General features: G+C 60.1%; 25 protein-coding genes. 18 read left to right on the forward strand and 7 right to left on the reverse strand.

Translation table 11 applies throughout. The features are described from left to right. Positions 1 to 272 precede the first annotated feature (272 nt). From oscA to KRR23_RS12570, 5 genes are all read left to right on the forward strand, one after another. Positions 273 to 455, forward strand: a complete 183-nt coding sequence (gene oscA / locus KRR23_RS12550; protein WP_007941032.1) for a sulfur starvation response protein OscA — start codon at positions 273 to 275, stop codon at positions 453 to 455. A gap of 75 nt (positions 456 to 530) precedes the next feature. Then, positions 531 to 1,544 (forward strand): sulfate ABC transporter substrate-binding protein, encoded by a 1,014-nt coding sequence (locus KRR23_RS12555; RefSeq protein ID WP_216742753.1) that lies wholly within the window; start codon positions 531 to 533, stop codon positions 1,542 to 1,544. 70 nt (positions 1,545 to 1,614) lie between these two features. Further along, complete coding sequence (cysT, locus tag KRR23_RS12560) at positions 1,615 to 2,433, forward strand: sulfate ABC transporter permease subunit CysT (RefSeq protein ID WP_019691172.1); 819 nt, start codon at positions 1,615 to 1,617, stop codon at positions 2,431 to 2,433. 13 nt (positions 2,434 to 2,446) lie between these two features. Then, positions 2,447 to 3,319 (forward strand): sulfate ABC transporter permease subunit CysW, encoded by an 873-nt coding sequence (cysW, locus tag KRR23_RS12565; RefSeq protein WP_054595058.1) that lies wholly within the window; start codon positions 2,447 to 2,449, stop codon positions 3,317 to 3,319. Between the two features lie 3 nt (positions 3,320 to 3,322). Further along, the gene (locus KRR23_RS12570) at positions 3,323 to 4,312 is read left to right on the forward strand and encodes a sulfate/molybdate ABC transporter ATP-binding protein (protein ID WP_216742754.1); all 990 of its coding nucleotides are present in this window, start codon (positions 3,323 to 3,325) and stop codon (positions 4,310 to 4,312) included. A gap of 195 nt (positions 4,313 to 4,507) precedes the next feature. On the opposite strand, the gene KRR23_RS12575 is transcribed toward KRR23_RS12570, so the two are convergent. Next, a complete protein-coding gene (locus tag KRR23_RS12575; RefSeq protein ID WP_216742755.1) occupies positions 4,508 to 5,032 on the reverse strand; it encodes a DUF962 domain-containing protein in 525 nt (174 codons plus the stop codon). 85 nt (positions 5,033 to 5,117) lie between these two features. Here KRR23_RS12575 and KRR23_RS12580 point away from each other — a divergent pair, with 85 nt between their 5' ends. Together KRR23_RS12580 and KRR23_RS12585 are read left to right on the forward strand one after the other, a co-directional pair. Further along, entirely contained in the window at positions 5,118 to 5,804 is a 687-nt protein-coding gene (locus KRR23_RS12580; RefSeq protein WP_216742756.1) for a Crp/Fnr family transcriptional regulator, read from the forward strand. 88 nt (positions 5,805 to 5,892) lie between these two features. Further along, positions 5,893 to 6,264 carry a response regulator gene (locus tag KRR23_RS12585; RefSeq protein WP_216742757.1) on the forward strand — a complete coding sequence of 124 codons (372 nt, stop codon included), beginning with the start codon at positions 5,893 to 5,895 and terminating at the stop codon, positions 6,262 to 6,264. Between the two features lie 8 nt (positions 6,265 to 6,272). On the opposite strand, the gene KRR23_RS12590 is transcribed toward KRR23_RS12585, so the two are convergent. Then, positions 6,273 to 7,277 (reverse strand): AraC family transcriptional regulator, encoded by a 1,005-nt coding sequence (locus KRR23_RS12590; protein ID WP_216742758.1) that lies wholly within the window; start codon positions 7,275 to 7,277, stop codon positions 6,273 to 6,275. 100 nt (positions 7,278 to 7,377) lie between these two features. Between KRR23_RS12590 and KRR23_RS12595 the strand changes: the two genes are divergently transcribed. From KRR23_RS12595 to KRR23_RS12630, 8 genes are all read left to right on the forward strand, one after another. Continuing rightward, a complete protein-coding gene (locus KRR23_RS12595; RefSeq protein WP_216742759.1) occupies positions 7,378 to 8,451 on the forward strand; it encodes a fatty acid desaturase in 1,074 nt (357 codons plus the stop codon). 459 nt (positions 8,452 to 8,910) lie between these two features. Next, a complete protein-coding gene (locus KRR23_RS12600; protein ID WP_216742760.1) occupies positions 8,911 to 9,492 on the forward strand; it encodes an alpha/beta hydrolase in 582 nt (193 codons plus the stop codon). Between the two features lie 56 nt (positions 9,493 to 9,548). Beyond that, entirely contained in the window at positions 9,549 to 10,481 is a 933-nt protein-coding gene (locus KRR23_RS12605; protein WP_216742761.1) for a sigma 54-interacting transcriptional regulator, read from the forward strand. A 265-nt stretch (positions 10,482 to 10,746) separates the two neighbouring features. Beyond that, positions 10,747 to 11,529, forward strand: coding sequence for a MetQ/NlpA family ABC transporter substrate-binding protein (locus KRR23_RS12610; protein ID WP_216742762.1), 783 nt, complete (start codon positions 10,747 to 10,749; stop codon positions 11,527 to 11,529). Positions 11,530 to 12,173: 644 nt separating this feature from the next. After that, positions 12,174 to 12,839, forward strand: a complete 666-nt coding sequence (locus KRR23_RS12615; RefSeq protein WP_216742763.1) for an amino acid ABC transporter permease — start codon at positions 12,174 to 12,176, stop codon at positions 12,837 to 12,839. Further along, on the forward strand, positions 12,820 to 13,479 hold the full coding sequence (locus KRR23_RS12620) for an amino acid ABC transporter permease (protein ID WP_054595069.1): 660 nt from the start codon (positions 12,820 to 12,822) through the stop codon (positions 13,477 to 13,479). The genes KRR23_RS12615 and KRR23_RS12620 overlap by 20 nt, the downstream gene beginning before the upstream one ends. Then, the gene (locus tag KRR23_RS12625) at positions 13,476 to 14,258 is read left to right on the forward strand and encodes an amino acid ABC transporter ATP-binding protein (protein ID WP_216742764.1); all 783 of its coding nucleotides are present in this window, start codon (positions 13,476 to 13,478) and stop codon (positions 14,256 to 14,258) included. The genes KRR23_RS12620 and KRR23_RS12625 overlap by 4 nt, the downstream gene beginning before the upstream one ends. After that, positions 14,255 to 15,139 carry a transporter substrate-binding domain-containing protein gene (locus KRR23_RS12630; protein ID WP_216742765.1) on the forward strand — a complete coding sequence of 295 codons (885 nt, stop codon included), beginning with the start codon at positions 14,255 to 14,257 and terminating at the stop codon, positions 15,137 to 15,139. Before KRR23_RS12625 ends, KRR23_RS12630 begins: the two co-directional genes overlap by 4 nt. 57 nt (positions 15,140 to 15,196) lie before the next feature. On the opposite strand, the gene KRR23_RS12635 is transcribed toward KRR23_RS12630, so the two are convergent. Continuing rightward, positions 15,197 to 16,357: an AAA family ATPase gene (locus KRR23_RS12635; RefSeq protein WP_216742766.1), complete on the reverse strand. Its 1,161-nt coding sequence runs from the start codon at positions 16,355 to 16,357 to the stop codon at positions 15,197 to 15,199. A gap of 172 nt (positions 16,358 to 16,529) precedes the next feature. Between KRR23_RS12635 and KRR23_RS12640 the strand changes: the two genes are divergently transcribed. Genes KRR23_RS12640 through KRR23_RS12650 form a run of 3 tightly spaced genes read left to right on the forward strand, consistent with a single transcriptional unit; the run spans position 16,530 to position 21,744 of the window. Continuing rightward, positions 16,530 to 17,630, forward strand: coding sequence for an efflux RND transporter periplasmic adaptor subunit (locus KRR23_RS12640; protein WP_216742767.1), 1,101 nt, complete (start codon positions 16,530 to 16,532; stop codon positions 17,628 to 17,630). Next, entirely contained in the window at positions 17,627 to 18,694 is a 1,068-nt protein-coding gene (locus tag KRR23_RS12645) for an efflux RND transporter periplasmic adaptor subunit (protein ID WP_216742768.1), read from the forward strand. Before KRR23_RS12640 ends, KRR23_RS12645 begins: the two co-directional genes overlap by 4 nt. Continuing rightward, the gene (locus KRR23_RS12650; protein ID WP_216742769.1) at positions 18,694 to 21,744 is read left to right on the forward strand and encodes an efflux RND transporter permease subunit; all 3,051 of its coding nucleotides are present in this window, start codon (positions 18,694 to 18,696) and stop codon (positions 21,742 to 21,744) included. The genes KRR23_RS12645 and KRR23_RS12650 overlap by 1 nt, the downstream gene beginning before the upstream one ends. 38 nt (positions 21,745 to 21,782) lie before the next feature. Here KRR23_RS12650 and KRR23_RS12655 read toward each other — a convergent pair whose 3' ends face one another. From KRR23_RS12655 to KRR23_RS12670, 4 genes are all read right to left on the reverse strand, one after another. After that, complete coding sequence (locus KRR23_RS12655; protein ID WP_216742770.1) at positions 21,783 to 22,409, reverse strand: bifunctional 2-polyprenyl-6-hydroxyphenol methylase/3-demethylubiquinol 3-O-methyltransferase UbiG; 627 nt, start codon at positions 22,407 to 22,409, stop codon at positions 21,783 to 21,785. A 161-nt stretch (positions 22,410 to 22,570) separates the two neighbouring features. Then, entirely contained in the window at positions 22,571 to 23,215 is a 645-nt protein-coding gene (locus tag KRR23_RS12660; RefSeq protein ID WP_216742771.1) for a methionine ABC transporter permease, read from the reverse strand. After that, the gene (locus tag KRR23_RS12665) at positions 23,205 to 24,329 is read right to left on the reverse strand and encodes a methionine ABC transporter ATP-binding protein (protein WP_216742772.1); all 1,125 of its coding nucleotides are present in this window, start codon (positions 24,327 to 24,329) and stop codon (positions 23,205 to 23,207) included. Before KRR23_RS12665 ends, KRR23_RS12660 begins: the two co-directional genes overlap by 11 nt. Before the next feature lie 2 nt (positions 24,330 to 24,331). Beyond that, complete coding sequence (locus KRR23_RS12670) at positions 24,332 to 25,141, reverse strand: MetQ/NlpA family ABC transporter substrate-binding protein (RefSeq protein WP_216742773.1); 810 nt, start codon at positions 25,139 to 25,141, stop codon at positions 24,332 to 24,334. Between the last annotated feature and the right edge of the window lie 13 nt (positions 25,142 to 25,154).

Here is a 25,154-nt window from a genome sequence, read left to right on the forward strand (position 1 = left end):
GCGGAGCAGTCCCAATATCGATAACCCGGTTCTTTCTCGTTCCCACGCTCTGCGTGGGTAACGCCGCCCGGGACGCTCCGCGTCCCTTCGCAGGTCGTGACGCAGAGCGTCACAGGATGCATTCCCACGCAGAGCGTGGGAACGATCAGTCTTTCAGTTATATAAACATTCTTAAATAGTATTTTTAAGAATATCTGCGCCTATCTACTATTGCCCTCACGCCGCAAGCAGTGCCGCCACTGCCAGGCACATCCCATTGAAGGAGCAGCACCATGAGCGCATCTCTACGTAGCGTTGACGGCCAGGACGAAGCCACCATTTTGCGCGAGATCCAGAGCGCACTGCGCGATCTGCGCTTTGGGGCAGTGGAGATCACCGTGCACAACGCCCAGGTGGTTCAGATCGAACGCAAAGAGAAATTCCGTTTGCAGAACCCAGGCAACAAGCCGAGCTGAAGCACTACTCAACGGGCAACCCGATTCCGGAAAACCATAAGAACAGCCAACACAAAAGAATTCAGGAGCTGCACCATGTCGTCGATTCGCCGTTACGCTTTGGCCGCTCTGGCCAGTGCCATTTTTGCCGGTTCCGCGGTTGCCAAGGATTACGAGCTGCTCAACGTGTCGTACGACCCGACCCGTGAGCTGTATCAGGATTACAACGCCGAGTTCATCAACTTCTGGAAGAAAGACCACGCTGGCGACAACGTGAAGATCCAGCAATCCCATGGTGGTTCGGGCAAACAGGGCCGGGCGGTGATTGATGGTCTGCGGGCCGACGTGGTGACCCTGGCCCTGGCCGGTGACATCGACGAAATCGCCAAACTCGGCAAAACCTTGCCGGCCGACTGGCAAAAACGCCTGCCGGACGCCAGCACGCCGTACACCTCGACCATCGTGTTCCTGGTGCGCAAGGGCAACCCCAAAGGCATCAAGGACTGGGGCGACCTGACCAAAAACGGTGTTGAAGTGATCACCCCGAACCCGAAAACCTCCGGCGGTGCGCGCTGGAACTTCCTCGCCGCCTGGGCCTATGGCCTGAAAGCCAACGGCGGTAACGAAGCCAAGGCCAAAGAGTACGTGCAGACCCTGTTCAAGCATGTCCCGGTACTCGACACAGGCGCTCGCGGTTCGACCATTACCTTCGTCAACAATGGTCAGGGTGACGTGTTGCTGGCCTGGGAAAACGAAGCCTTCCTGGCGCTGAAAGAACAGGGCGGCGCTGACAAGTTCGACATCGTCGTGCCTTCGCTGTCGATCCTCGCCGAGCCACCGGTCGCGGTCGTCGACAAGAACGCCGAGAAGAAGGGCAACGAGCAGATCGCCGAAGCCTACCTCAAGCATCTGTACAGCCCGGCGGGTCAGGAAATTGCTGCGAAAAACTTCTACCGCCCGCGTGACAAGGACGTGGCCGCCAAGTACGCCAAACAGTTCCCGACCCTGGAGCTGGTGACCATCGACAAGGATTTTGGTGGCTGGAAATCCGCCCAACCGAAATTCTTCAATGACGGTGGCGTGTTCGACCAGATCTATCAGGCGCAGTAACCTGAAATAGCTGATAAACGAGCCCCGATCTCACCGTCGGGGCTTTGCGCGCTCTTAACCAAGGACTTTTATGTCGCGTCGTATCTCCCCCGTCATACCCGGCTTCGGGCTGACGCTGGGCTACACCTTGGTGTACCTCAGTCTGATTGTGCTCATTCCACTGGCGGCAATGTTCGTGCATGCCGCTCAACTCACCTGGGATCAGTTCTGGGCAATCATTTCGGCGCCGCGGGTGCTGGCGGCGTTGAAGCTCAGTTTCGGCACCGCGCTGTACGCCGCGATCATCAACGGCATCATCGGCACGTTGCTGGCCTGGGTGCTGGTGCGTTACACCTTCCCCGGACGCAAGATCATCGACGCGATGATCGACCTGCCGTTCGCATTGCCGACGGCTGTGGCCGGTATTGCGCTGACGGCGCTGTACACGCCGACCGGTCTGGTCGGGCAGTTCGCAGCGGACCTGGGGTTCAAGATCGCCTACACGCCGCTTGGCATCACCCTGGCGCTGACCTTCGTCACGCTGCCGTTCGTGGTGCGTACGGTGCAGCCGGTACTGGCCGACATCCCGCGAGAGATCGAAGAGGCCGCCGCGTGCCTGGGTGCCAAGCCGTTGCAGGTGTTTCGCTACATTCTGGTGCCAGCGTTGCTGCCGGCCTGGCTGACCGGTTTTGCCCTGGCGTTCGCACGGGGCGTTGGCGAGTACGGCTCGGTGATTTTCATCGCCGGCAACATGCCGATGAAAACCGAAATTCTGCCGCTGCTGATCATGGTCAAGCTCGACCAATACGACTACACCGGCGCGACCTCCATTGGCGTGCTGATGCTGGTGGTTTCCTTCGTCCTGTTGCTGCTGATCAACTTGTTGCAGCGGCGCATCGAAACCCCATAAGGAGGCGCGGAAAATGTCCCAATCGTCTATTGCCGCCGCGTCTTCGGCCAACGCCGCCCGTCGTGGCAGCGCCGTTTCTCGGCGAATTCTGATCGGCCTCGGCTGGCTGATTTTTGCGCTGTTCCTGTTGCTGCCACTGTTCATCGTGGTGTCCCAAGGCTTGAAGCTAGGCCTCGGCGCATTTTTTACCGCGATCTTCGAACCGGATGCTTTGTCGGCCCTGAAGCTGACCGTCATTGCGGTGCTGATTTCGGTGCCGTTGAACCTGGTGTTCGGCGTCAGCGCGGCCTGGTGCGTGAGCAAATACTCGTTCCGTGGCAAGAGCATGCTGGTGACCCTGATCGACTTGCCGTTCTCGGTGTCGCCGGTGATCGCCGGTCTGGTCTATGTGCTGATGTTCGGCGCCCAGGGGATTTTTGGTCCGTGGCTGCAGGACCACGATATCCAGATCGTTTTCGCCTTGCCGGGCATCGTGCTGGCGACGATTTTTGTCACCGTGCCGTTCGTAGCGCGTGAGCTGATCCCGCTGATGCAGGAGCAAGGCACGCAGGAAGAGGAAGCCGCACGGTTGCTGGGCGCCAATGGCTGGCAGATGTTCTGGCACGTGACGGTGCCGAACATCAAGTGGGGCCTGATCTACGGCGTGGTGCTGTGTACCGCGCGGGCGATGGGTGAATTCGGTGCGGTGTCGGTGGTGTCCGGGCACATTCGAGGGGTGACCAACACCCTGCCGCTGCACGTCGAGATCCTCTACAACGAATACAACCACGTTGCCGCGTTTGCCGTTGCGAGCCTGTTGCTGATCCTGGCGCTCTTCATCCTGCTGCTCAAGCAGTGGAGCGAAAATCGTATTAACCGCCTGCGCGCCAGCGCCGCGGAGGAATAACTCATGTCGATCGAAGTCCGTAACGTCAGCAAGAATTTCAACGCGTTCAAGGCGCTGAACAGCATCAACCTGGACATCCAGAGCGGCGAGCTGGTGGCGTTGCTTGGCCCGTCCGGCTGCGGCAAAACCACCTTGCTGCGGATCATCGCTGGCCTGGAGACCCCGGACGCCGGCAGCATCGTGTTCCACGGCGAAGACGTCTCCGGCCACGACGTGCGTGATCGCAACGTCGGCTTTGTGTTCCAGCACTACGCCTTGTTCCGCCACATGACGGTGTTCGACAACGTCGCGTTCGGCCTGCGCATGAAGCCGAAAAACCAGCGTCCGAGCGAAAGCCAGATCGCGGTCAAAGTCCATGAGCTGCTGAACATGGTGCAACTGGATTGGCTGTCGGATCGCTACCCGGAACAACTCTCCGGCGGTCAGCGCCAGCGCATTGCGTTGGCCCGTGCCTTGGCGGTTGAGCCGAAAGTCTTGCTGCTCGACGAACCTTTCGGCGCGCTGGATGCCAAGGTCCGTAAAGAACTGCGTCGTTGGCTGGCGCGCTTGCACGAAGACATCAACCTGACCTCGGTATTCGTGACCCATGACCAGGAAGAGGCGATGGAAGTGGCCGACCGCATCGTGGTGATGAACAAGGGCGTGATCGAGCAGATCGGTTCACCGGGCGACGTCTACGAAAACCCGGCCAGCGATTTCGTCTACCACTTCCTCGGCGATTCGAACCGTCTGCACCTGGGCGACGATAATCACGTGTTGTTTCGTCCTCACGAAGTGTCGCTGTCGCGCACTGAGCTTGTGGATCACCACGCGGCGCAAGTGCGGGATATCCGTCCGCTGGGTGCGACCACGCGCATTACGTTGAAGGTCGAAGGTCAGAATGAGCTGATTGAAGCGGAAGTGGTGAAGGATCACGACAGCCTGACCGGGCTGGCCAAGGGCGAGACGTTGTTCTTCAAACCCAAGGTCTGGCAGAAAGTCGCCAACCTCTGAAAAATATCGCCGGCTTGCCTCTCCCACGGGGTCTGCACTGACCTGTGGCGAGGGAGCTTGCTCCCGTCGGCCGGTCCGCGTTCGGGCGCAGCAGTCGCAAAGCAGGCCACCTTGTCCTACCTGAAAAACGCGATTGCTGGTTTTAGGACTGCTGCGCAGTCCAGCGGGAGCAAGCTCCCTCGCCACAAAAGCGTCTTATGCTGCTGCATTTTTGCGATTAATTCGCACCCCACCCGCCCGCGCCTCGATCTGCTCTTTGAGCTCATGCCGCAAACCCAGCAAAAACGCCAATTCCGCCACCACAAACAGCGGCCCGACGATCAACCCCGTCACATCATCGACAAACGCCGGTTTGCGTCCTTCGTAGTGATGGCCGACAAACTGGATCGCCCAGCCGACCACAAACATCGCAATGCCGCTGCTCAACCAGAGCAGGGTACTGTGCGCCGCAAGAATCTGGCCTAGCCAAACGGACAGGCCCAGCAGCACCGTCATCACCCCACCGAGGCGTACTTCAAGGCGCAAATAGAACCACGCCGATGGCAGCGCCAATAGCACCGCAGGAGACAGCCAGAGCCCGGCCACCGGCCATCCTGGCCGTGACAGCAGCACCGCGACGGCGACCACGATCAGCGGAATGCCAATGAAGTGGCTGGCGATGTTGCGCGGGTCACGGTGGTACGCGGCGTATTGACTGAGGTGGTCAACGAGGCTTTTCATTGTTATTCCTCCTGTAGGGATCTCGATCATGCCCTGCGGTCCGTCGTTGCTCTGTCAGCCAGACGACAATCATCTTGGAGTTTTCATGGATATGCAGGCCTGGCGGTCACGCCTGATGAAGGGTCAATGGTTCAGCCATTTGCCGCCCTCGTTACAGGATAGTCTGCTGTCCCTGGCCCGCGTGCGGCGGTTGTCGCCGGGGCAGCGGCTGTTCAAGCGTGGTGATCCGCCGTGTGGTCTGTACGCGATGCTCGAAGGTGCGATACGCGTGGGCGCCGTGAGCGAGCAGGGCAAGGAGGCGTTGTTGAGCCTGATCGAGCCGTCGCACTGGTTCGGTGAAATCAGTCTGTTCGATGGCCAGCCGCGCACCCACGACGCCTATGGCGTGGGCCACTGCATTCTGTTGCACATACCGCAGACAGCGCTGCTCACCTTGCTCGAAGAACAGCCGCACTACTGGCGACAGTTGGCCTTGCTGATGAGCCATAAACTGCGCCTGACGTTCATCAATCTCGAGCATTTGACCTTGCTGCCAGCCCCGGCCCGCGTGGCGCATCGCTTGCTGATGATTGCCGATGGCTACGGCGAGATCGAACCGGCACGCCGGATCCTGCAACTGCCGCAGGAGCAGTTGGCGTTGCTGCTTTCGCTGTCGCGGCAGACCACCAACCAGATCCTCAAGGAACTGCAGAACCAGGGCATTCTCAACCTGAGTTATGGCGAGATCGAGATCCTCGATGCAGGTCGGTTGCGGGCGATGGCGAGCGTCTGAGTCGGCCGCCTCATCCGAAATAACCGTTAGTGATGGGCTTTGTGCACCAAGGCGCCTAGCCTGTGGTGATGATTATTCGAGGTGTGCCATGCGTTTGCTGTTAGTGGAAGACGAACCCGAGACCGCGAAACTTCTGGCCCAGGGCCTGAGCGAAGCCAGTTATGTGGTGGATGTAGCGGAAAACGGCATGGCCGGTAGACGTTTCATCGAAGCGACTGAATACGACCTGGTCATTCTCGATGTGATGTTGCCCGGCCTCAACGGTTGGCAGTTGTTGCAACAGATCCGTCAGCTTGGCGCAACACCAGTGCTGTTCCTGACCACCGCGGATGGCATTGAAGACCGGCTGCGCGGGTTGGAGCTGCATGAGGATGATTACCTGCTCAAGCCGTTCGCCGTCAGTGAGCTGGTGGCGCGAGTGCGCAAGTTGCTGCGTCGCGGGCGCAACGCAAACCCGTAACGGGTCTGTTAACGCAACCCATCCCGAAACTGCCCCGGCGTCATCCCGGTCCAGCGTTTGAAGGCGCGGCTGAAGCTGCTGGTGTCGGCGAATCCGAGCAGATAGCTGATTTCGCTCAACGAGCACTGCGGGTCTCGCAAGTGCAGCAGCGCCAGATTTTCACGACACTCATTGAGCAACGTATCGAACCGGCAGCCTTCGTCCGCCAGGTGCCGTTGCAGGCTGCGCAAACTCAAGTGCAAGGTCTCGGCGATGCGTTCGGCGCTGGGTTCGCCTTCGGGCAGTTGCGCTTCGATGGCATCGCGCACCTTGCGCTCCCAGGTCAGCAGGCGCAGCTGCGTCAGGGCGCGCTTGAGTACGGTTTCGTTGTGTTCGGCGAGTTCCGGGTTGGCGTCATCCAGATGGCTTTCGAAGTCTTCGATGGAAAACTCCAGCCGGTCTTCATCAGCAGCAAAGAAGATCGGCGCGCGGAACACCGCGTGCCATTGTTTCGGGTCGGCCGGTTCCGGGCGACGCAGGTACACCGCCAGCGGCGCGTAGTCCCGGCCCAGACGGTTGCGACAGGTGCGCACGTAGATCGCGGCGAAGGCGTCGATTGCTTCCCGTGCTGGCGCCGGGCTGCCTTCGGGCACCTTGAGGGTGAAGCAATAACGATCTTCGCCACGGGTCAGTTCGAGGTCCAAGGCGTCGCTGATCACCTGGTGATACCGCACGATGCGCTCGAACACCTCACGCAGACTGCCGCTGGCCACCAACGCATAACCCAACGCGTGGAAGGTGGTCGGGCTGACGAATCGCGACACCCGCAAACCAATTGCCGGATCGCCGCTGACTTCGACGGCCAGTTCCCATAGTCGCGTCGTGGCCGATAACGGATAGCGGGCGTTCGGGTCGTCCATCAGTTGCGGGTCGAGCCCGGCTTGCAGGCACAGCGCGTTGCTGTCGAGGCCGAGGGCGTCGAGTTGTTTGCGCAAAGCGCGGGTCCAGCTGGCGAGGGAGGTGGGTTCAATCATGATGATTGGCGCTTCCGGTCAACAGGTTGGCGTTCACAGCTAACGCCCGAAGCGATCGCGCAGGGCAGGATGCGAACATCAATAACTAAAGGATGGAAGCATGTACGGTACTTCTGCAAGTCCTGAACGCCTGAATGCACAACAACGATCTGCACACATTCGTGAAGTAGTGCTCGCCCGCGGTGTCGAACTGCGTAAGCGTTACCCGATTCTCGATCATCAGGACGCCTTGGGCGTGGGCATTCTGGCCTTCGCCCTGGCCGGGATGATTGGCTCGGCGGCGCTCTACATGACCGGGCATATGGCCTGGTGGGCGTGTTTGCTGCTGAATGCGTTTTTCGCCTCGCTGACCCATGAGCTGGAACACGACCTGATCCACAGCATGTATTTTCGCAAGCAACGCCTGCCGCACAACCTGATGATGGGCTTGGTCTGGCTGGCGCGGCCAAGCACCATCAACCCGTGGATCCGCCGTCATCTGCACCTCAACCACCACAAGGTGTCCGGCAGCGAAACCGACATGGAAGAGCGCGCCATCACCAACGGCGAACCCTGGGGTATCGCGCGTTTGCTGATGGTCGGCGACAACGTGATGTCGGCGTTCATCCGCATGCTGCGGGCCAGGACCTGGGCGCACAAATTCAGCATCATCAAGCGCACGCTGAAGGTTTACGCGCCACTGGCACTGGTGCACTGGGGCGCGTGGTACCTGTTTCTCGGTTTCCACGCGGCCAACGGCATCGCGTATTTACTGGGCACCTCGGTGGAGTGGTCGGTGATCACGCTGTCGGTGATGCAGGTGATTGATATCGCCGCCGTGGTGATCATCGGCCCGAACGTGCTGCGGACCTTTTGCCTGCACTTCGTCAGCTCGAACATGCACTACTACGGCGACATCGAGCCGGGCAACGTGCTCCAGCAGACCCAGGTGCTGAACCCATGGTGGATGTGGCCGTTGCAGGCATTTTGCTTCAACTTCGGCAGCAGCCATGGCATCCATCATTTTGTGGTGAAGGAACCGTTTTATATCCGCCAGCTGACCGTCCCGGTGGCGCACAAGGTGATGCGCGAGATGGGTGTGCGCTTCAATGATTTCGGCACGTTTGGACGGGCGAACCGGTTTGTGCGCAAGGAGCAGCAGAGCATCGAAGCGGTGCGGGAAGCTCAAGCGTAGGTCGTTCCCACGTGTGTTCCTCGGCAGCTTTTTGATTTCGGGAGCTGGCAGGAAGTGTTGATTTTATTATTCCGTACGGGTCTATATAAATCATGAAATATTCCTTTCGGAAATAAGTCATTAAGGCAATGATTCATCCATCGAAACGATCGCGTGGGGGTGTCAGGCGCAGGCAGATCGATTCATCGAACCGCAACTTATCCGTGTTAAACATTTGAGGACTACCGAGCTGTCGGTGATGACCGCGCGGTACAAAATAGTGATTTCCGGGGCCGTCTCCTTGGCAGGGTGCGGCCCCTTTTTTTCTCGACAAAGCGCAGGCTCCTACATCTGATCTCCGGTATCAGGTATCTATCGCATATTCTATTTGAGTCTTAATAAATATCTTCTTATTCCTTAACGAATATAAATCCTATCCCTATACTCGACCAGGAACAGACACGCACAGGAGAGCTCCCCATGCGCAACGAGTCAATTCGCTACCTGATTGTGCCGGGCTGGCAAGGATCGCCAGAGGATCATTGGCAAAGCCATTGGCAGAACAGCCTGCCGAACAGCGCACGGGTGGAGCAGGCCGACTGGCTGACACCGCGTCGTGAGGATTGGATTGCGGCGCTGGCCGAAGCGATTGATGCCGACAGCACGCCGGTGATCCTGATCGCCCACAGCCTGGGTTGCATCACCGTTGCCCATTGGGCGGCTACTGCGCCGATGCAGGCATTGCGTCAGGTTCGCGGGGCCTTGCTGGTGGCGCCTGCCGACGTCGAGCGCCCGGCCTGCGTGCCTGCGTTGCGCAACTTTGCACCGATTCCGACGCACCTGTTGCCGTTCCCGAGCCAGGTTGTGAGCTCCGACAACGACGCCGCTGTCAGCGCTCCACGGGCGCTGGAGTTGGCACGACACTGGGGCGCCGAAGCGGGGATTCTGGCGGGGGCCGGGCACATCAATGTGAAGTCCGGTCACCATCGTTGGGAGCAGGGTTTTGCCTACCTGTATCGCCTGCAAAACCGCATGGAGCATCACGCCCTGCGCCGCGCTTGAACCTCTTTTTTATTTAAACGCCCCCGTCTCCCGGCGGTTCTGGGCGGGAGTCTGCCATGAGTTTGCATGAGTCTTTCGGTCAGCCCTTGCTGACCTTTCCCGACGCTGAAAAAAGCCCGTTGAGCATTCGCGCCAAGGCGCTGGTATTTGTCGACCCGCGCTCGCGACAGCTGCGCCAGGAGCTGGAGCAACTGGCGCCGCGCTCGATCTCGGTGTTGATTCGCGGTGAAACCGGCAGCGGCAAAGAGCTGTTGGCGCGACATATCCACCGTGCCAGTGATCGCGGTGGTTTGTTCGTATCGGTCAACTGCGGCGCCATTAGCCCGACCTACGCCGATGCCGAGTTGTTCGGTTATGCCGGCGGCAGTTTCAGTGGTTCGGCCAGCAGTCGCGCCGGCTGGTTTGGTTCGGCCAATGGCGGGACCTTGTACCTGGATGAAATCGGCGATTTGCCGTTGCCGATTCAGATCAAACTGCTCGCCGCCCTGGAGAATCACGAAGTCACCCGCGTCGGTGCGCAGCAACCGAGTCCGGTGGATGTGCGCCTGGTGGCGGCGACCAGCATCGATCTGGCACAAGCGGTGGCGGCCGGTAAATTCCATGAGCGGCTCTACCACTACCTCAGCGAAGGTCAGCTCGAATTGCCGGCCTTACGTGAGCGAGTCGGTGACATTCAGTCATTGGCCGAGTATTTCCTCGGCATCTACAGCCAGCGCCTCGATCTGCCGGTGCCGTTTATCAGCGACGCGGCCCAGCAGGTTCTGGAACGGCACAGCTGGCCGGGTAATACCCGTGAGCTGGAAAACGTCATTCACTTTGCGTTGCTGGTGAGCAGTGGCGAGGAAATTCTTCCGGAGCATTTGAATTTGCCTCAGGTGTTGTCGCCGCTCGAACAGATCGAGCAACAACTCAAGCGCCTTGTCGACGGCGGTACTGCTGCGGAACAGAATGCCCTGAAGCAACTGCTCCATAAAGCTGGGCTCTTGTAGGAGCAAAGCTTGCTCGCGATCCAGGCGGCGCGGTCTATTCGGAGAATGTCATCGCGGGCAAGCCTTGCTCCTACACATGCGATGGTGGCCTCAAGTGCGAGTTAGAGCGGGTCGAGGCTGTATGAATAAAATGGAATATGAAAGTGAATAAAAGATATTGTTCGGGAATAAAAAATCTCGGTATCGTCCGCACCACACCAGCGATAGCACGTCACTGGCATTTCATTTTTTAGCCGTTGTCGACAACGACAAATAAGGACACTGCATGAAAAAGGTTCTGTTGTTCACCGCATTGGCGGCTGCCCTGACTGCGGGCCTGGCCCAGGCTGGCGAAAAACTGGTGGTTGCCGCAACGCCGGTGCCGCACGCCGAGATTCTTGAACTGATCAAACCGACCCTCGCCAAAGAAGGCGTGGATCTGGAAATCAAGGTCTTCACCGACTACGTACAACCGAACGTGCAGGTCGATCAGAAGCGTCTGGACGCCAACTACTTCCAGACCCTGCCGTACCTGCAAAGCTTCAATGAAGGCAAAGGCACTCACCTGGTGACCGTGATCGGCGTCCACGTCGAACCGTTCGGCGGCTACTCGAAAAAGGTCAAAACCCTGGCTGAGCTGAAAGACGGCGCAACCATCGCTATCCCGAACGAAGGCAGCAACAGCGGCCGTGCGCTGATCCTGTTGCAGAAAGCCGGCCTGATCGAGTTGAAAGACCCGAAAAACGCCCTGGCTACCCCGAAAGACATCGCCAAGAACCCGCACAACTTCAAGTTCAAGGAACTGGAATCGGCGATGCTGCCGCGTGTGCTGGATCAGGTCGACCTGGACATGATCAACACCAACTACGCGCTGGAAGCGGGTTTGAACCCGGCTAAAGATGCGCTGGTGATCGAAGGTGCGGATTCGCCCTACGTGAACTTCCTGGTCGCGCGTCCAGACAACAAGGACAGCGTAGCGATCCAGAAGCTGGCCAAGGCCCTGACCAGCCCTGAAGTCAAAGCGTTCATCGAGAAGAAATACAGCGGCGCGGTACTGCCAGCGTTCTGATTGAGCGGTAAAACCCTTTGAGGTTTCAACGCCGACGGCTGATAGAGCGTCGGCGTTTTTTATTGAGGGGAGTCAATTTCAAGAATTGAGTCTGGCCTGAATATCACCCCTCACCCCAACCCTCTCCCCAGAGGGGAGAGGGGGCAGATATCTGTGTTTCCCAGATTCTGAGTTCGGCTGCGTAATCGCAGGTCGCAGTAAATTGTCCAAACACCTCGGTCAGTCCCCTCGCCCCTCTGGGGAGAGGGTTAGGGTGAGGGGTGGTTCTAACTAGCCCCGCGTATTCAACGCCCGGCGCAACGCCGTCAATAACTTCACGATGTCCTGCGGATCCAGCCGCTGGGGTATTTTCACGTCTGCCATTTTTATCGTCCTTGTGATGGTTCGGCCGAGAGTGTGGCCGCAAGCTGCTCGTCCTTGGAGGGGTATTTTGAAAAATAGATCCCTCCTACAGCGCAAAGGAAAATAGCTGTCTCCCGCTGACACCGCCAACCCATCAGATAGTTTTTTGCGTGATATCAATATGCTTTATCGGTATTTAAATGTTTCTTTTTATACCTTTAAAGTCAGTGCCTGCCGGGTTGTTATCCACAGCCCAATGGACTGCGCCACCGTCGCTTACCCTGCGGCGTTCAGGATCTTCAATGACGTTCGATTACGCTTTCATCCTCAGCACCCTGCCGGCGTTTCTCTGCGCCGTGGGCGTGACGCTGCAGGTCGGCCTGATCGCCATCGGCACTTCGTTGCTGGTAGCACTGATCAACGCGACCCTTCTGGTGTTCCGCACACCATACTTACAGCGCCTCGTGGCGTTGTACGTGGAACTGGCGCGCAACACCCCGCTGCTGATCCAACTGTTCTTCGTCTACTTCGCGTTGCCGGCACTTGGGGTGAAGGTTTCCGGTTTTGCCGCGGCGATCATTACCATGACCTTTCTGGGCGGTGCGTATCTTACAGAGGTGCTGCGGGCCGGCGTTGAAGCGGTGCCAGCGGCGCAACTGGAGTCGGGGCGCTCGATCGGCTTGTCTCGCTGGCAATTGCTGCGCTACGTGATCCTGCCGCAAGCGGGGATCCTCAGCCTGCCATCGCTGTTCGCCAACTTCATTTTCCTGCTCAAGGAAACCACCGTGGTCTCGGCGGTGGCGGTGCCGGAGATTCTCTATACCACCAAGAGTTACATCGCGCTGTATTACAAAACCTACGAAATGCTCGCCGTGCTGACGCTGATCTGCGTGTTGCTGTTCTTGCCGTTGTCGCTGTTGCTCAGCCGCCTGGAAAGGAGGCTCCAGCATGGCCAGTTCGGGTCTTGAGCTGCTTTGGGTGTCTTTGCCGCAGCTAGGCAAAGGCGCTGCGCAAACCTTGTCGATTTCGTTTTTGAGTATCGCCATCAGCACGGTGGGCGGAGTGCTCTACGGCGTGCTGTGCAGTCTGAATTCGAAGTGGTTGAACGCGTTGCTGCGAGTCTATCTGGAACTGTTCCGGGCAATCCCGGTGCTGGTCTGGCTGTATTTGCTGTTCTTCGGCCTGCCGATTTTTTTCGGCCTGAGCCTACCGAGTTTCTGGTGCGCGGTGCTGGTGCTGTCGTTGTGGGGCGCCAGTGAAGTCGGCGAAGTGGTGCGCGGAGCCTTGCATTCCTTGCCCCGTGGCCAGCGTGAAGCGGGGTTGTCGATCGGGCTGTCCGGCCCCCAGCTGTTCGGTTACGTGTTGCTGCCCCAGGCACTGAAACGCATGACGCCACCGACCATCAACGTCTACACGCGGATCATCAAGACCAGCTCGCTGGCGGTGTTGATCGGCGTGGTCGACGTGATCAAGGTCGGCCAGCAGATCATCGAGCGTACCTACGAGTCGGTGTTGATCTACGGTGCGTTATTCCTGTTTTTCTTCTTTATCTGCTACCCGCTCTCGGCCGCTTCCCGCGTGCTGGAACGGCGCTGGACGCAAGCATGAGTGCATTGATCGAGTTCAAGGGTTTCAACAAGTTCTTCGGTGAGCATCAGGTCCTCAACGGGGTCGACTTGAGCGTCGAAGCCGGTGAAGTGATCGTCATTCTTGGCCCCAGCGGCTGCGGCAAAAGCACCTTGCTGCGTTGCCTCAACGGTCTGGAAGTCGCCCACAGCGGCGAGTTGCGTTTCGCCGGGCGCGAGTTGCTGAGCAAGACCACCGATTGGCGCGAAGTGCGTCAGCAGATCGGCATGGTGTTCCAGAGTTATCACCTGTTCCCGCACATGAGCGTGCTCGACAATCTCCTGCTCGGCCCGCTCAAGGTGCAAAAGCGCCCACCGCGTGAAGCGCGCGAACAGGCCTTGGCGCTACTGGAACGGGTCGGTCTGGCGGACAAGCGCGAGGCTTTCCCGCGCCAGCTTTCCGGTGGCCAGCAGCAACGCATCGCCATCATCCGCTCACTGTGCATGAACCCGCAGGTGATGCTGTTCGATGAAGTCACCGCGGCCCTTGATCCCGAGATGGTCAAGGAAGTGCTGGAAGTGATTCAGGGCCTGGCCCGCGACGGCATGACGCTGTTGATCGTGACCCACGAGATGGCCTTCGCCCGCGCGGTAGCGGACCGCATTGTGTTCATGGACGCCGGGCGCATCCTCGAACAAAACCCTCCCGAGATTTTCTTTACGAACCCGCAAACCGCACGAGCGCAGCAGTTCCTGGAGAAGTTCTCCTACGTCGAAGCACTGCCCAAAAAGACTCTTGAAAAGGAATTGGAACTGTCATGAAAACTGCCAAGTCTTCACTGCTGCTACTCCCATTGTTCGGCCTCGCGCTGTTGGCCGGGTGCAATAAATCCGAAGCGCCTGCCAAACCTGCGGCCTCTACCGCCAGCGCGGCACCGGCGGCCAGCTACCTGGAGAAAATCAAGGCGCGGGACAAGCTGATCGTTGGTGTATTCACCGACAAACCGCCGTTCGGCTTCGTCGATGAAACCGGTCGCTACGTGGGGTTTGACACCGACATCGGCCGTCAATTTGCCAAGGACCTGCTGGGCGACGAGAACAAGGTCGAGTTCGTCGCGGTCGAGCCGGCGAGCCGGATTCCGTTCCTGCAAAGCGACAAGGTCGATCTGATCCTCGCCAACATGACCGTCACTCCGGAGCGCAAGGAAGCGGTGGAATTCACCAACCCGAACCTCAAGGTCGCAGTGCAGGCGCTGGTACCACAGGCGAGCTCGGTCAAAAGCCTCGATGACCTGGCGACCCGCACCACTATCGTCACCACCGGCACCACTGCCGATATCTGGCTGACCAAGAACCACCCGGACTGGAAGCTGCTGAAGTTCGAGAAAAACACCGAGTCCCTGCAAGCCTTGGCCACTGGTCGCGGTGATGCGTATGCGCAAGACAACCTGGTGCTGTTCAGTTGGGCCAAGCAGAACCCGGGCTACCGTGTGCTGACCGAACCCCTGGGTGCCGAGGCACCGATTGCGCCTGCGGTAAAGAAGGGCAACATCGAGCTGCGTGACTGGGTCAACGCCGAGCTGGCGAAGCTGGGTGAAGACAAATACCTGCGCAAGCTTTACGACCAGTACGTGCGTAAAGAACTGAGCGATGACACCCAGCCTGAGAGCGTGATTGTCGAAGGCGGGAAGTGGCAGGGCTGAATCGTCACGGCTGCACTGATCGTTCCCACGCAGAGCATGGGAACGATGTGTATGGGGCTAGTCCGGCCAGTTCCACGCAGGTTCATCGAGCATCCCCTGACCAACGATCCCGGTCTGGCCAAAACACTTCTCCAGCACGATGGCGTTGCATTCGGGGGCTTGCTGCAATGCTGCGATCAAGCGGCTGGCGTGGGACACCACCCACACCTGGCACTGCTCCGAGGCGCGGATGATCAGCCGCGCCAATGCCGGCAGCAGGTCCGGGTGCAGGCTGGTTTCCGGTTCGTTGAGCACCATCAGCGTCGGCGGCCTTGGCGTCAGCAGGGCGGCGATCAGCAGCAAGTAGCGCAAGGTCCCGTCCGACAGCTCGGCGGCGGACAGCGGTCGCAACAACCCTTCCTGATAGAGCTCGATGGCAAACCGTGAGCCTTGAAGCGGCTGGATGTTCAGCCGGGCGCCGGGGAATGCGTCGCTGATGGCGGCGTGCAGCGCCTGCGGATCACCGATTTCGAGGATGGTTTGCAACGCTGCCGCCAGGTCGCGGCCATCGTGGTGCAACACCGGCGTGCGCGTACCCAGTTGAGGTTGACGAACTGGCGCCTCGGCGTCGCTGCGAAAGTGATCGTAAAAGCGCCAGCGGCGAATGAACTCACGCAACTGCAATACTTCGGGTGATGCGTGCAGGCTGCCGACCTGATCGAACAGGCTGTCGAAGACCGGCGTGTGCTGGGCCAGCACATCCCAATCGCGTTCGACCCGCGAGCGAATCATCGGGCCGGCGCGATTGACCAACAGGCTGGCCGGGCGGTACAGCGGCCCTGACCAGATGCATTCACGCTTGATTTCCGGGTCCAGGGAAAACGCTGAGCGCGACAGTTCCGGCAGGCCCAGGGCGATTGCATAACTGAAGTCTTCACTGGCAAAGCCCAGCCGCAAGCGCTTGGGCGACTGACGCACGGAGGCCTCGACGGCTACTTCACCGTTGCGCATGCGCCGGCTGATGTTTTCCGGGCCGGCCCAGAAGGTCGAGGCCAGCCCACCCTCGCGCGCCAGTGCGTTAACCACACCGCCCTGAGCGGTTTCGGCCAATAGCCGCAGAGCGCGGTAGAGGTTGGACTTGCCGCTGCCATTGGGCCCGGTGATGAGATTCAGGCGCCCGAGCGGGATCACCAATTTATTGATCGAGCGGTAATTGGCCACCGCGAGGGTTTTGAGCATCCGCGAGCTCCTGCTGTGTTGCCCGGCAGTGTGCCTGACTGTCGATAACGCGATGATGTCTGAATGTGTGCAGTTGTTGCCGTGCAGCACTGGAGCCCTGATCTAAGCTCTCAGTCGTACCGTCACGTGTCCGCCCGCATCACGCCTGCCCGTATCACGCAAAGGAGCTTGCATGGCTGGTCTCGGATTGAAATGTATCGTTGGCCTGAGCCTGTTTGCCCTGCTGACCGCATGCGGTGATAAAAAGCCGGTCGAAAAGGAACGCCCACGGGTGTTTGTGCAAGAGGTTAAACCGACCAATTTCGCCGCCTCGGTGACCCTGACCGGGGATGTTCAGGCGCGGGTTCAGACCGAGTTGTCGTTTCGCGTTGCGGGCAAGATCATCCAGCGCATGGTGGATGTCGGCGATCGGGTTTCTGCCAAACAAGTGTTGGCCAGGCTCGACCCGAAAGACTTGCAGACCAACGTTGATTCGACCCGGGCCCAGGTGGTCGCCGAGCAGGCACGGGTCAAACAGAGCGCTGCCGCATTCGTCCGCCAGCAAAAACTCTTGCCCAAGGGTTACACCAGCCAAAGCGAATACGATTCTGCACAGGCCGCGTTGCGCAGCAGCCAGAGCGCCTTGAGCGCAGCGCAGGCGCAGTTGGCCAATGCCCGCGAGCAGCTGAGTTACACCGCGCTGGTTGCCGACGCGCCCGGGGTGATTACGGCGCGTCAGGCTGAAGTCGGCCAGGTGGTGCAGGCCACGGTGCCGATTTTCAGTCTGGCCCGGGATGGCGAGCGCGACGCGGTGTTCAATGTCTATGAATCGCTGTTGAGCGCGCCGCCATCGGAGCGGTCGGTGGTGGTCAGCCTGCTCGATAACCCGACGATCTACACCACCGGCACGGTGCGCGAAATCACCCCGGCGGTGTCGGCACAAACCGGTACGGTGCAGGTCAAGGTCACCCTCAGCGCATTGCCCGAAGGCATGCGGTTGGGCTCAGTGGTCAGTGCCACGGCCAAGGTGCCGGGCAAGTCTGTGATCGAATTGCCCTGGGCCGCACTGACCAAGAATCTCAGTGATCCGGCAGTGTGGCGGGTGGATGCCAATGGCAAGGCACAGTTGCAGACCGTCAAGGTGGGGCGTTACCTGACTGGCAAAGTGATCATCAGCGAGGGCCTGAACGGCGGCGAGCGAGTCGTCACCGCTGGCGGCCAGTTGTTGCACCCCGACGTATCGGTCGAGATCGTTACGCCGCCCGCCGAAGGTTCGACGGGAGTTCAGCCATGAAGCGCGTGTTGCTGCTTTTGTCGGCGGGCTTGCTGTTGGCGGCCTGCTCGAAAAAGGAGGCGCCACCGGAGCCGGTGCGCCCGGTGCTGTCGATCGAAGTGCAGTCTCTTGACCAGCAAGACCTCGGGCGTTTCGCCGGGAGCATTCAGGCGCGCTTCGAAAGCAACATTGGTTTCCGGGTGCCCGGGCGTATCGCCAGCCGCAATGTGGATGTCGGCAGCGAAGTCAGGAAGGGCGCGTTGCTGGCAACCCTCGACCCGACCGATCAGCAGAACCAGTTGCGTGTCGCTCGGGGCGATCAGGCGCAAGTCGAGGCGCAGTTGATCAATGCCAAGGCCAATGCACGCCGTCAGCAGGAACTGTTCAACAAGGGTGTGGGCGCCCAGGCGCAACTGGATATCGCCCAGACCGACCTGAAAACCACCCAGGCTTCACTGGACCAAGCCAGGGCGGCGGTCAGTCAGGCCAGGGACCAGCTCAATTACACCGAGCTGCGTACCGATCACGACGCAATCGTGACGGCCTGGAGCGCCGAGGCCGGGCAGGTGGTGACCGCCGGACAACAAGTGGTGACGCTGGCGCGGCCCGACATCAAGGAAGCGGTGATCGATCTGCCCGCAGGCCTTGCCGAGCAACTGCCCAGCGATGTCGTGTTTGAGGTGGCTGCGCAACTTGACCCCGGTATCCACACCACGGCCATCATCCGCGAGATCGAGCCACAGGCGCAAAGCGCGACCCGGACTCGCCGCGCTCGCTTGACCCTGGCCGAGACGCCGCGGGGCTTTCGTCTCGGTACGGCGATCAGCGTGACCTTGAGCTCGGCCATCGAACCGCGTATCGAATTGCCGCTGACGGCCTTGCAGGAAGTCGACGGTAAACCCCGTATCTGGGTGGTCGACAAACAGACCCAGACCGTTTCCCCGCGCGACGTCACCGTACTCAGTCGTGGCGCTGACAGCGTGATCATTGGGCACGGCGTCAAAAGCGGTGAGCGCGTGGTCAGCGCCGGCGTGAACAGCCTCAAGCCGGGGCAGAAAGTCAAAGTCGACGAGGACCGCCCGTGATGAAAGGGAGCTTCAACTTATCCGAGTGGGCCATCAAGCATCAGTCGTTCATCTGGTACCTGATGTTCGTCGCGCTGCTGATGGGGGTGTTCTCGTACCTCAATCTGGGGCGCGAAGAAGACCCGTCCTTCACCATAAAAACCATGGTGATCCAGACCCGCTGGCCCGGTGCGACCCAGGAAGAAACCCTCAAGCAGGTCACTGACCGCATCGAGAAAAAACTCGAGGAGCTCGACTCGCTCGATTACGTGAAAAGCTACACCCGCCCCGGCGAATCCACGGTGTACGTCAACTTGCGTGACACCACCAGTGGCAAGGACATCCCGCAAATCTGGTACCAGGTGCGCAAGAAGATCAACGACATTCGCGGCACGTTCCCCCAGGGCATACAGGGCCCGTCGTTCAATGATGAATTCGGTGATGTGTTCGGTTCGATCTACGCCTTTACCGCCGACGGCCTGTCGATGCGCCAGTTGCGCGACTACGTCGAGCAGGCCCGCGTCGAGATCCGTGACGTACCGGGGCTGGGCAAGATCGAGATGGTCGGCCAGCAGAACGAAGTCATCTACCTGAATTTCTCCACCCGCAAACTGGCGGCGCTCGGGATCGATCAGCGTCAGGTCGTACAAAGCCTGCAAACCCAGAACGCGGTGACTCCGGCCGGGGTGATCGAGGCCGGTCCCGAGCGGATTTCCGTGCGCACGTCGGGGAAGTTCGCCTCGGAAAAGGACCTGGAGACGGTCAATCTTCGGCTCAACGACCGCTTCTACCGTTTGGCCGACATCGCTGAAATCAGCCGTGGCTACGTCGACCCGGCGTCACCGATGTTCCGCTTCAACGGCCATCCGGCCATCGGCCTGGCAATTGCCATGCAGAAGGGCGGCAACATTCAGGTCTTCGGTAGCGCGCTGCACAAACGTATGGACGAGCTCACCGCCGACCTGCCGGTGGGCGTCGGCGTGCACAAGGTCTCGGATCAGGCTGAAGTGGTGGAAGAGGCGGTCGGTGGCTTCACCAGTGCGTTGTTCGAGGCGGTCATCATCGTGCTGGTGGTCAGTTTTATCAGTCTCGGTGTGCGCGCCGGGTTGGTGGTGGCCTGTTCGATTCCGCTGGTGCTGGCGATGGTCTTCGTGTTCATGGAGTACAGCGGCATCACCATGCAGCGGATTTCCCTCGGAGCGCTGATCATCGCCCTCGGGCTGTTGGTGGATGACGCGATGATTACCGTCGAGATGATGGTCACGCGCCTGGAATTGGGTGAAACCAAGGAACAGGCGGCGACGTTCGCGTATACCTCGACCGCGTTCCCGATGCTCACCGGGACCCTGGTGACCGTCGCCGGTTTCGTGCCGATCGGCCTGAACGCCAGCTCCGCCGGTGAGTACACCTTTACCCTGTTTGCGGTCATTGCCGTGGCGATGATCGTCTCGTGGATTGTCGCGGTGCTGTTCGCCCCGGTGATTGGCCTGCACATCCTCAGCGCCCATGTGAAACCGCATGACGCGCAACCCGGGCGTATCGGCAAGGCCTTCGACAGCGGCTTGTTGTGGAGCATGCGCAATCGTTGGTGGACCATCGGCATCACGGTGCTGTGTTTCCTGGTGGCGGTGTTTTGCATGCGTTTCGTGCAGAACCAGTTCTTCCCGTCGTCGGATCGCCCGGAAATCCTCGTCGACCTGAACCTGCCGCAAAACGCCTCGATGGATGAAACCCGCAAGGCCGTCGACCGTCTCGAAGCGACCCTCAAGGGCGATCCGGACATCGTGCGCTGGAGCACCTACATCGGTCAGGGCGCGATTCGTTTCTACCTGCCGCTCGATCAGCAATTGCAGAACCCCTACTACGCGCAACTGGTGATCGTCAGCAAGGATTTCAAAACCCGCACGCTGCTCAGCGAGCGCTTGCGCGAACGTCTGCGCAAGGACTTCGTCGGCATTGGCAGCTACGTGCAAGCGTTGGAAATGGGCCCGCCGGTGGGCCGGCCGATCCAGTACCGGGTCAGCGGCAAAGACATCGATCAGGTACGCAAGCATGCCATCGACCTGGCCAGCGTGCTGGACAAGAGCCCGCACATTGGCGAGATCATTTTCGACTGGAACGAACCGGGTAAAGTCCTGCGCATCGACATCGCCCAGGACAAGGCACGGCAACTCGGGCTGTCGTCCGAAGACGTGGCGAACCTGATGAACAGCATCGTCAGCGGCTCGGCGGTGACTCAGGTCGACGATGACATCTACCTGATCAACGTGGTCGGACGCGCCATAGACGCCGAGCGCGGCACGCCGGAAACCCTGCAAAACCTGCAAATCGTCACGCCCGGCGGAACGTCGATCCCGTTGCTGGCCTTCGCCACCGTGCGGTATGAGCTGGAGCAGCCGCTGGTCTGGCGCCGCGATCGCAAACCGACCATCACCGTCAAGGCTGCGGTGCGTGACGAGATACAGCCGACTGACCTGGTGAGGCTGCTGAAGCCGGATATCGACACGTTCGCCGCGACCTTGCCGGTGGGCTATAGCGTCGCCACCGGCGGTACGGTCGAATCCAGTGGCAAGGCCCAGGGGCCAATCGCCAAAGTCGTGCCGTTGATGCTGTTTCTGATGGCGACGTTCCTGATGATCCAGTTGCACAGCGTGCAGAAGCTGTTTCTGGTGGCGAGTGTCGCGCCGTTGGGCCTGATCGGCGTGGTGCTGGCGCTGGTTCCGTCGGGGACGCCGATGGGTTTTGTGGCGATTCTCGGGATACTCGCGCTGATCGGCATCATCATTCGCAACTCGGTGATCCTGGTGACTCAGATCGACGAATTCGAACGCAGCGGCCTCTCACCCTGGGACTCCGTGGTGCAAGCCACCGAACACCGTCGCCGGCCGATCCTGCTGACTGCCGCAGCCGCGAGCATGGGCATGATTCCGATTGCCCGGGAGGTATTCTGGGGGCCGATGGCCTACGCCATGATTGGCGGGATCATCGTCGCCACCTTGCTGACCCTGCTGTTCCTGCCGGCGCTGTATGTGGCGTGGTACAAGATCAAGGAACCGAAGAAGTCCTCGTGATGATCGTTCCCACGCTCCTGCGTGGGAATGATCGGATCTCAGCTACGCCGCCAGACACTCGCCAACCAAGGCTGCTGATCCCTCGGCAATCCTGCCGGTCGGTAGTAATGCTCCAACTCGACAAACCCCGCCCCCGTCAGCAGTTCCTGCCACGCCGCCAGATCGTGATACGCCCCAAAGCGCGGGCCATTCCAGCCTTCGCGGTTATCCCCGCGTGGATTCGAACTGAACAACACACCGCCCGGCTTCAACGTCCCGTGCAACTGCTTCAGCACCCGAGGCAATTCCTGAACCGGAACATGAAACAGCACCGCGTTGGCGAAGATCCCGTCGAAGCGTTCGGCCGGCAGATCGAGTTTCAGAAAGTCCTGTTGCCAGACTTCGCAACCGCTGTCATCGCGTGCCATCTGGGCAAAACGCTCGGAACCATCGAGGCCGATGGCGATGTGGCCCATGCGAGTGAAGGTCTGCAGATCCCGGCCCGGGCCACAGCCGAAATCGAGCACGGTGAACGGCGCCGTACCCTGAATGTGTCGCAACAGGGCGTCGATGTTTTGGCTGACATCGTGGTCGCGGGTGCCTTCACGGAAATCTTCGGCGACCTGGTTGTAGTGGCCCAGGGTGGTCGCGGTGATCTGTTTGAGGTCGTCAGGGGTGTGTTTCATGGCGGCTGCGCAGGCAAAGGGTGAGTTCGCCGAATATACCCCTTGAAGATGATCGTTCCCATGCTCTGCGTGGGAATGCCTCTAGGGACGCGGAGCGTCCAGTGACGCGGAGCGTCACGGGCTGCATTCCTTTGCTGCGCGTGGGAACGATCGGTAGGGGCTCAGCGCTTGTTCAAAACTCGCGCCAACCGATCCCCACCCAGCTGAATCACCGCCACCAGAATCACCAGCAACACAATCACCGTCAGCATGATCTGGCTATCAAAGCGCTGATACCCGTAGCGGTACGCAATGTCGCCCAGTCCACCGGCACCTATGGCGCCGGCCATGGCCGAGGAATTGATCATGGTCACCAGCGTGATGGTGAACCCCCCGACGATTCCCGGCAGCGCCTCAGGCAACAACACGTGCCAGACGATATGCCAGCGTCGGCAGCCCATGGCCTGGGCGGCTTCGATCAGGCCGTGGTCGACCTCGCGCAAGCTGACCTCGGCGATGCGCGCAAAGAATGGCGTAGCAGCGATGGTCAGCGGCACTACGGCGGCCCAGACACCGTAGGTGGTGCCGACGATCAAGCGGGTGAAGGGGATCAGCGCGACCATCAGGATCAGGAACGGGATCGAGCGGAACAGGTTGACGAAGGCCCCCAGCGCACGGTTCAGCGCCGGTGCCTGGTAGATCCCGCCCTTGGAACTGGTCACCAGAATCACCGCCAGCGGAATACCCGCCAACAGCGCGATCAGCGACGACACGCCGACCATCAGAAACGTGTCGATAACGCCCTGCAGCAATCGATCAAACCACATAACCCAGCACCTCCACCTGTTGTGCCCAGTGACTGGCGCGCTGGCGCAACTCTTCGGCGCCCAGGGACGAACCGGTTACCGCCAATAAAAATTGACCAAGGGCGTGACCCTGAATCCGTTCGACGCCACCTTGCAGCAAGCGCACGCGACCGCCAAGTGCACTGAACAGCGCCGCCAGGTCTGGCTCGTCATTGCTGTTGCCGGTGAACTGCAAGCGCAGCACTACCGCGGATTCCGACGAGTGCGGTTGCGCCTGCAATCGGCTTTGCAGTTCTTCCGGCAAACTGTGTTGCAGAGGCGCCAGCAGGGTTTTACTGACCTCGTGTTGCGGGTTGCCAAACACTTCCCAGACCGGTCCTTGCTCGACGATTCGTCCGTGTTCGAGCACCACCACCCGATCACAGATATCGCGAATTACCGCCATTTCGTGGGTGATCAGAATGATCGTCAGCCCGAGGCGCTGATTGATCTCGCGCAGCAGGCCGAGGATCGACTGCGTGGTCTCCGGGTCGAGGGCCGAGGTGGCCTCATCGCAGAGCAGAATCGCTGGGTCATGCACCAGCGCCCGGGCAATGCCGACGCGCTGTTTTTGCCCACCCGAAAGCTGCGCCGGATAGGCCGTGTGTTTGCCTTGCAGACCGACCAGTTCCAGCAGCTCACGGACCTTCTGTTCACGCTCGGCTTTTGGCACGCCCGCGACCTTGAGCGGCAGCTCGACGTTCTGCCATACGGTTTTCGCCGACATCAGGTTGAAGTGCTGGAAGATCATGCCGATCCGCCGCCGCAGCGCCACCAGACGGTCTTCATCGAACTCGCCGATATCCACCTGATCAATCAGCACCCGACCGGTGCTCGGTTGTTCAAGGCGGTTGATGGTGCGGATCAGCGACGATTTGCCGGCACCGCTGCGGCCGATGATGCCGAACACTTCACCGCGCTGGATCGCCAGGTCGATGCCATGCAGTGCAGCGACCGGACCTTGCTGGCCGTTGTAGGTTTTACCCACACCGATAAAGCGCACATGGGCGCGGTTGAGCTCGGGGTGCAGCTCAGTCTGTTCGGCACTGCGAGACGGTGGGATTTGCAGTCGAAGCTGGGCGTTGGCGGCATTCATGGTCAGCCTTCCCAGCCAGCTTGGTAGAGCTTGCCGTGGGCTTTATCCAGCGCGGCGCGAACCACCGGCGAATGCTGGTAGATGTCGACGAACTTGATCAGGCGCGGGTCGGTTTTGCTTTTTGGCTGGATCACGAACTGGATCACGTATTCCTTATGGTCGAGGCCGTCGAACAGCAGCGCCGAGCCGGCATCGAAGGTCTTGGCCAGACGAATGTAGGCCGGGTAGCCCTGCACCAGATCGGCGTCGTCATACGCACGCACCAGTTGCACGGCTTCGACCTGAAGGATTTTCAGTTTTTTCGGATTGGCAACGATGTCGTCTTCGGTCGCCTTGTAGCCCACACCCGGTTTGAGGCTGATCAACCCGGCCTTGGCCAACAGTTGCAAGCCGCGACCGCTGTTGATCGGGTCGTTGGCGATGGCCACGCTGGCGCCCTCGGGAAGCTCGTCGAAGCTTTTGTATTGCTTCGAGTACAGGCCGACGTTGTTGATGATGCCCGGCGCAAACGGTACCAGATCAAAACCGGCGGCGGCCTTGGCGTTTTCCAGGAACGGGATGTGCTGGAAGTAGTTCACATCGATGTCGCCCGAGGCCAGGCTGACGTTCGGTGCGATCCAGTCGCTGAACTCCACCAGCTCGACCTTCAGGCCTTGTTTACCGGCCTCTTCGACCGCCGCTTCCAACGGGATGGCGAAGGCGGCGGTGGTGCCGATTTTCAGCGGTGCGTCGGTGGCGAACGCTACCGAGCTGAAGAGGCCGAGGGTCAGGGCCAGTGCTTTGACTGGGAGGGTGAGCAAGTTGTTTTTCATCAAGGGTTTCCAG

Origin of the sequence: Pseudomonas sp. CVAP#3, from assembly GCF_018986375.1 — a bacterium.
Lineage (GTDB): Bacteria > Pseudomonadota > Gammaproteobacteria > Pseudomonadales > Pseudomonadaceae > Aquipseudomonas > Aquipseudomonas helvetica.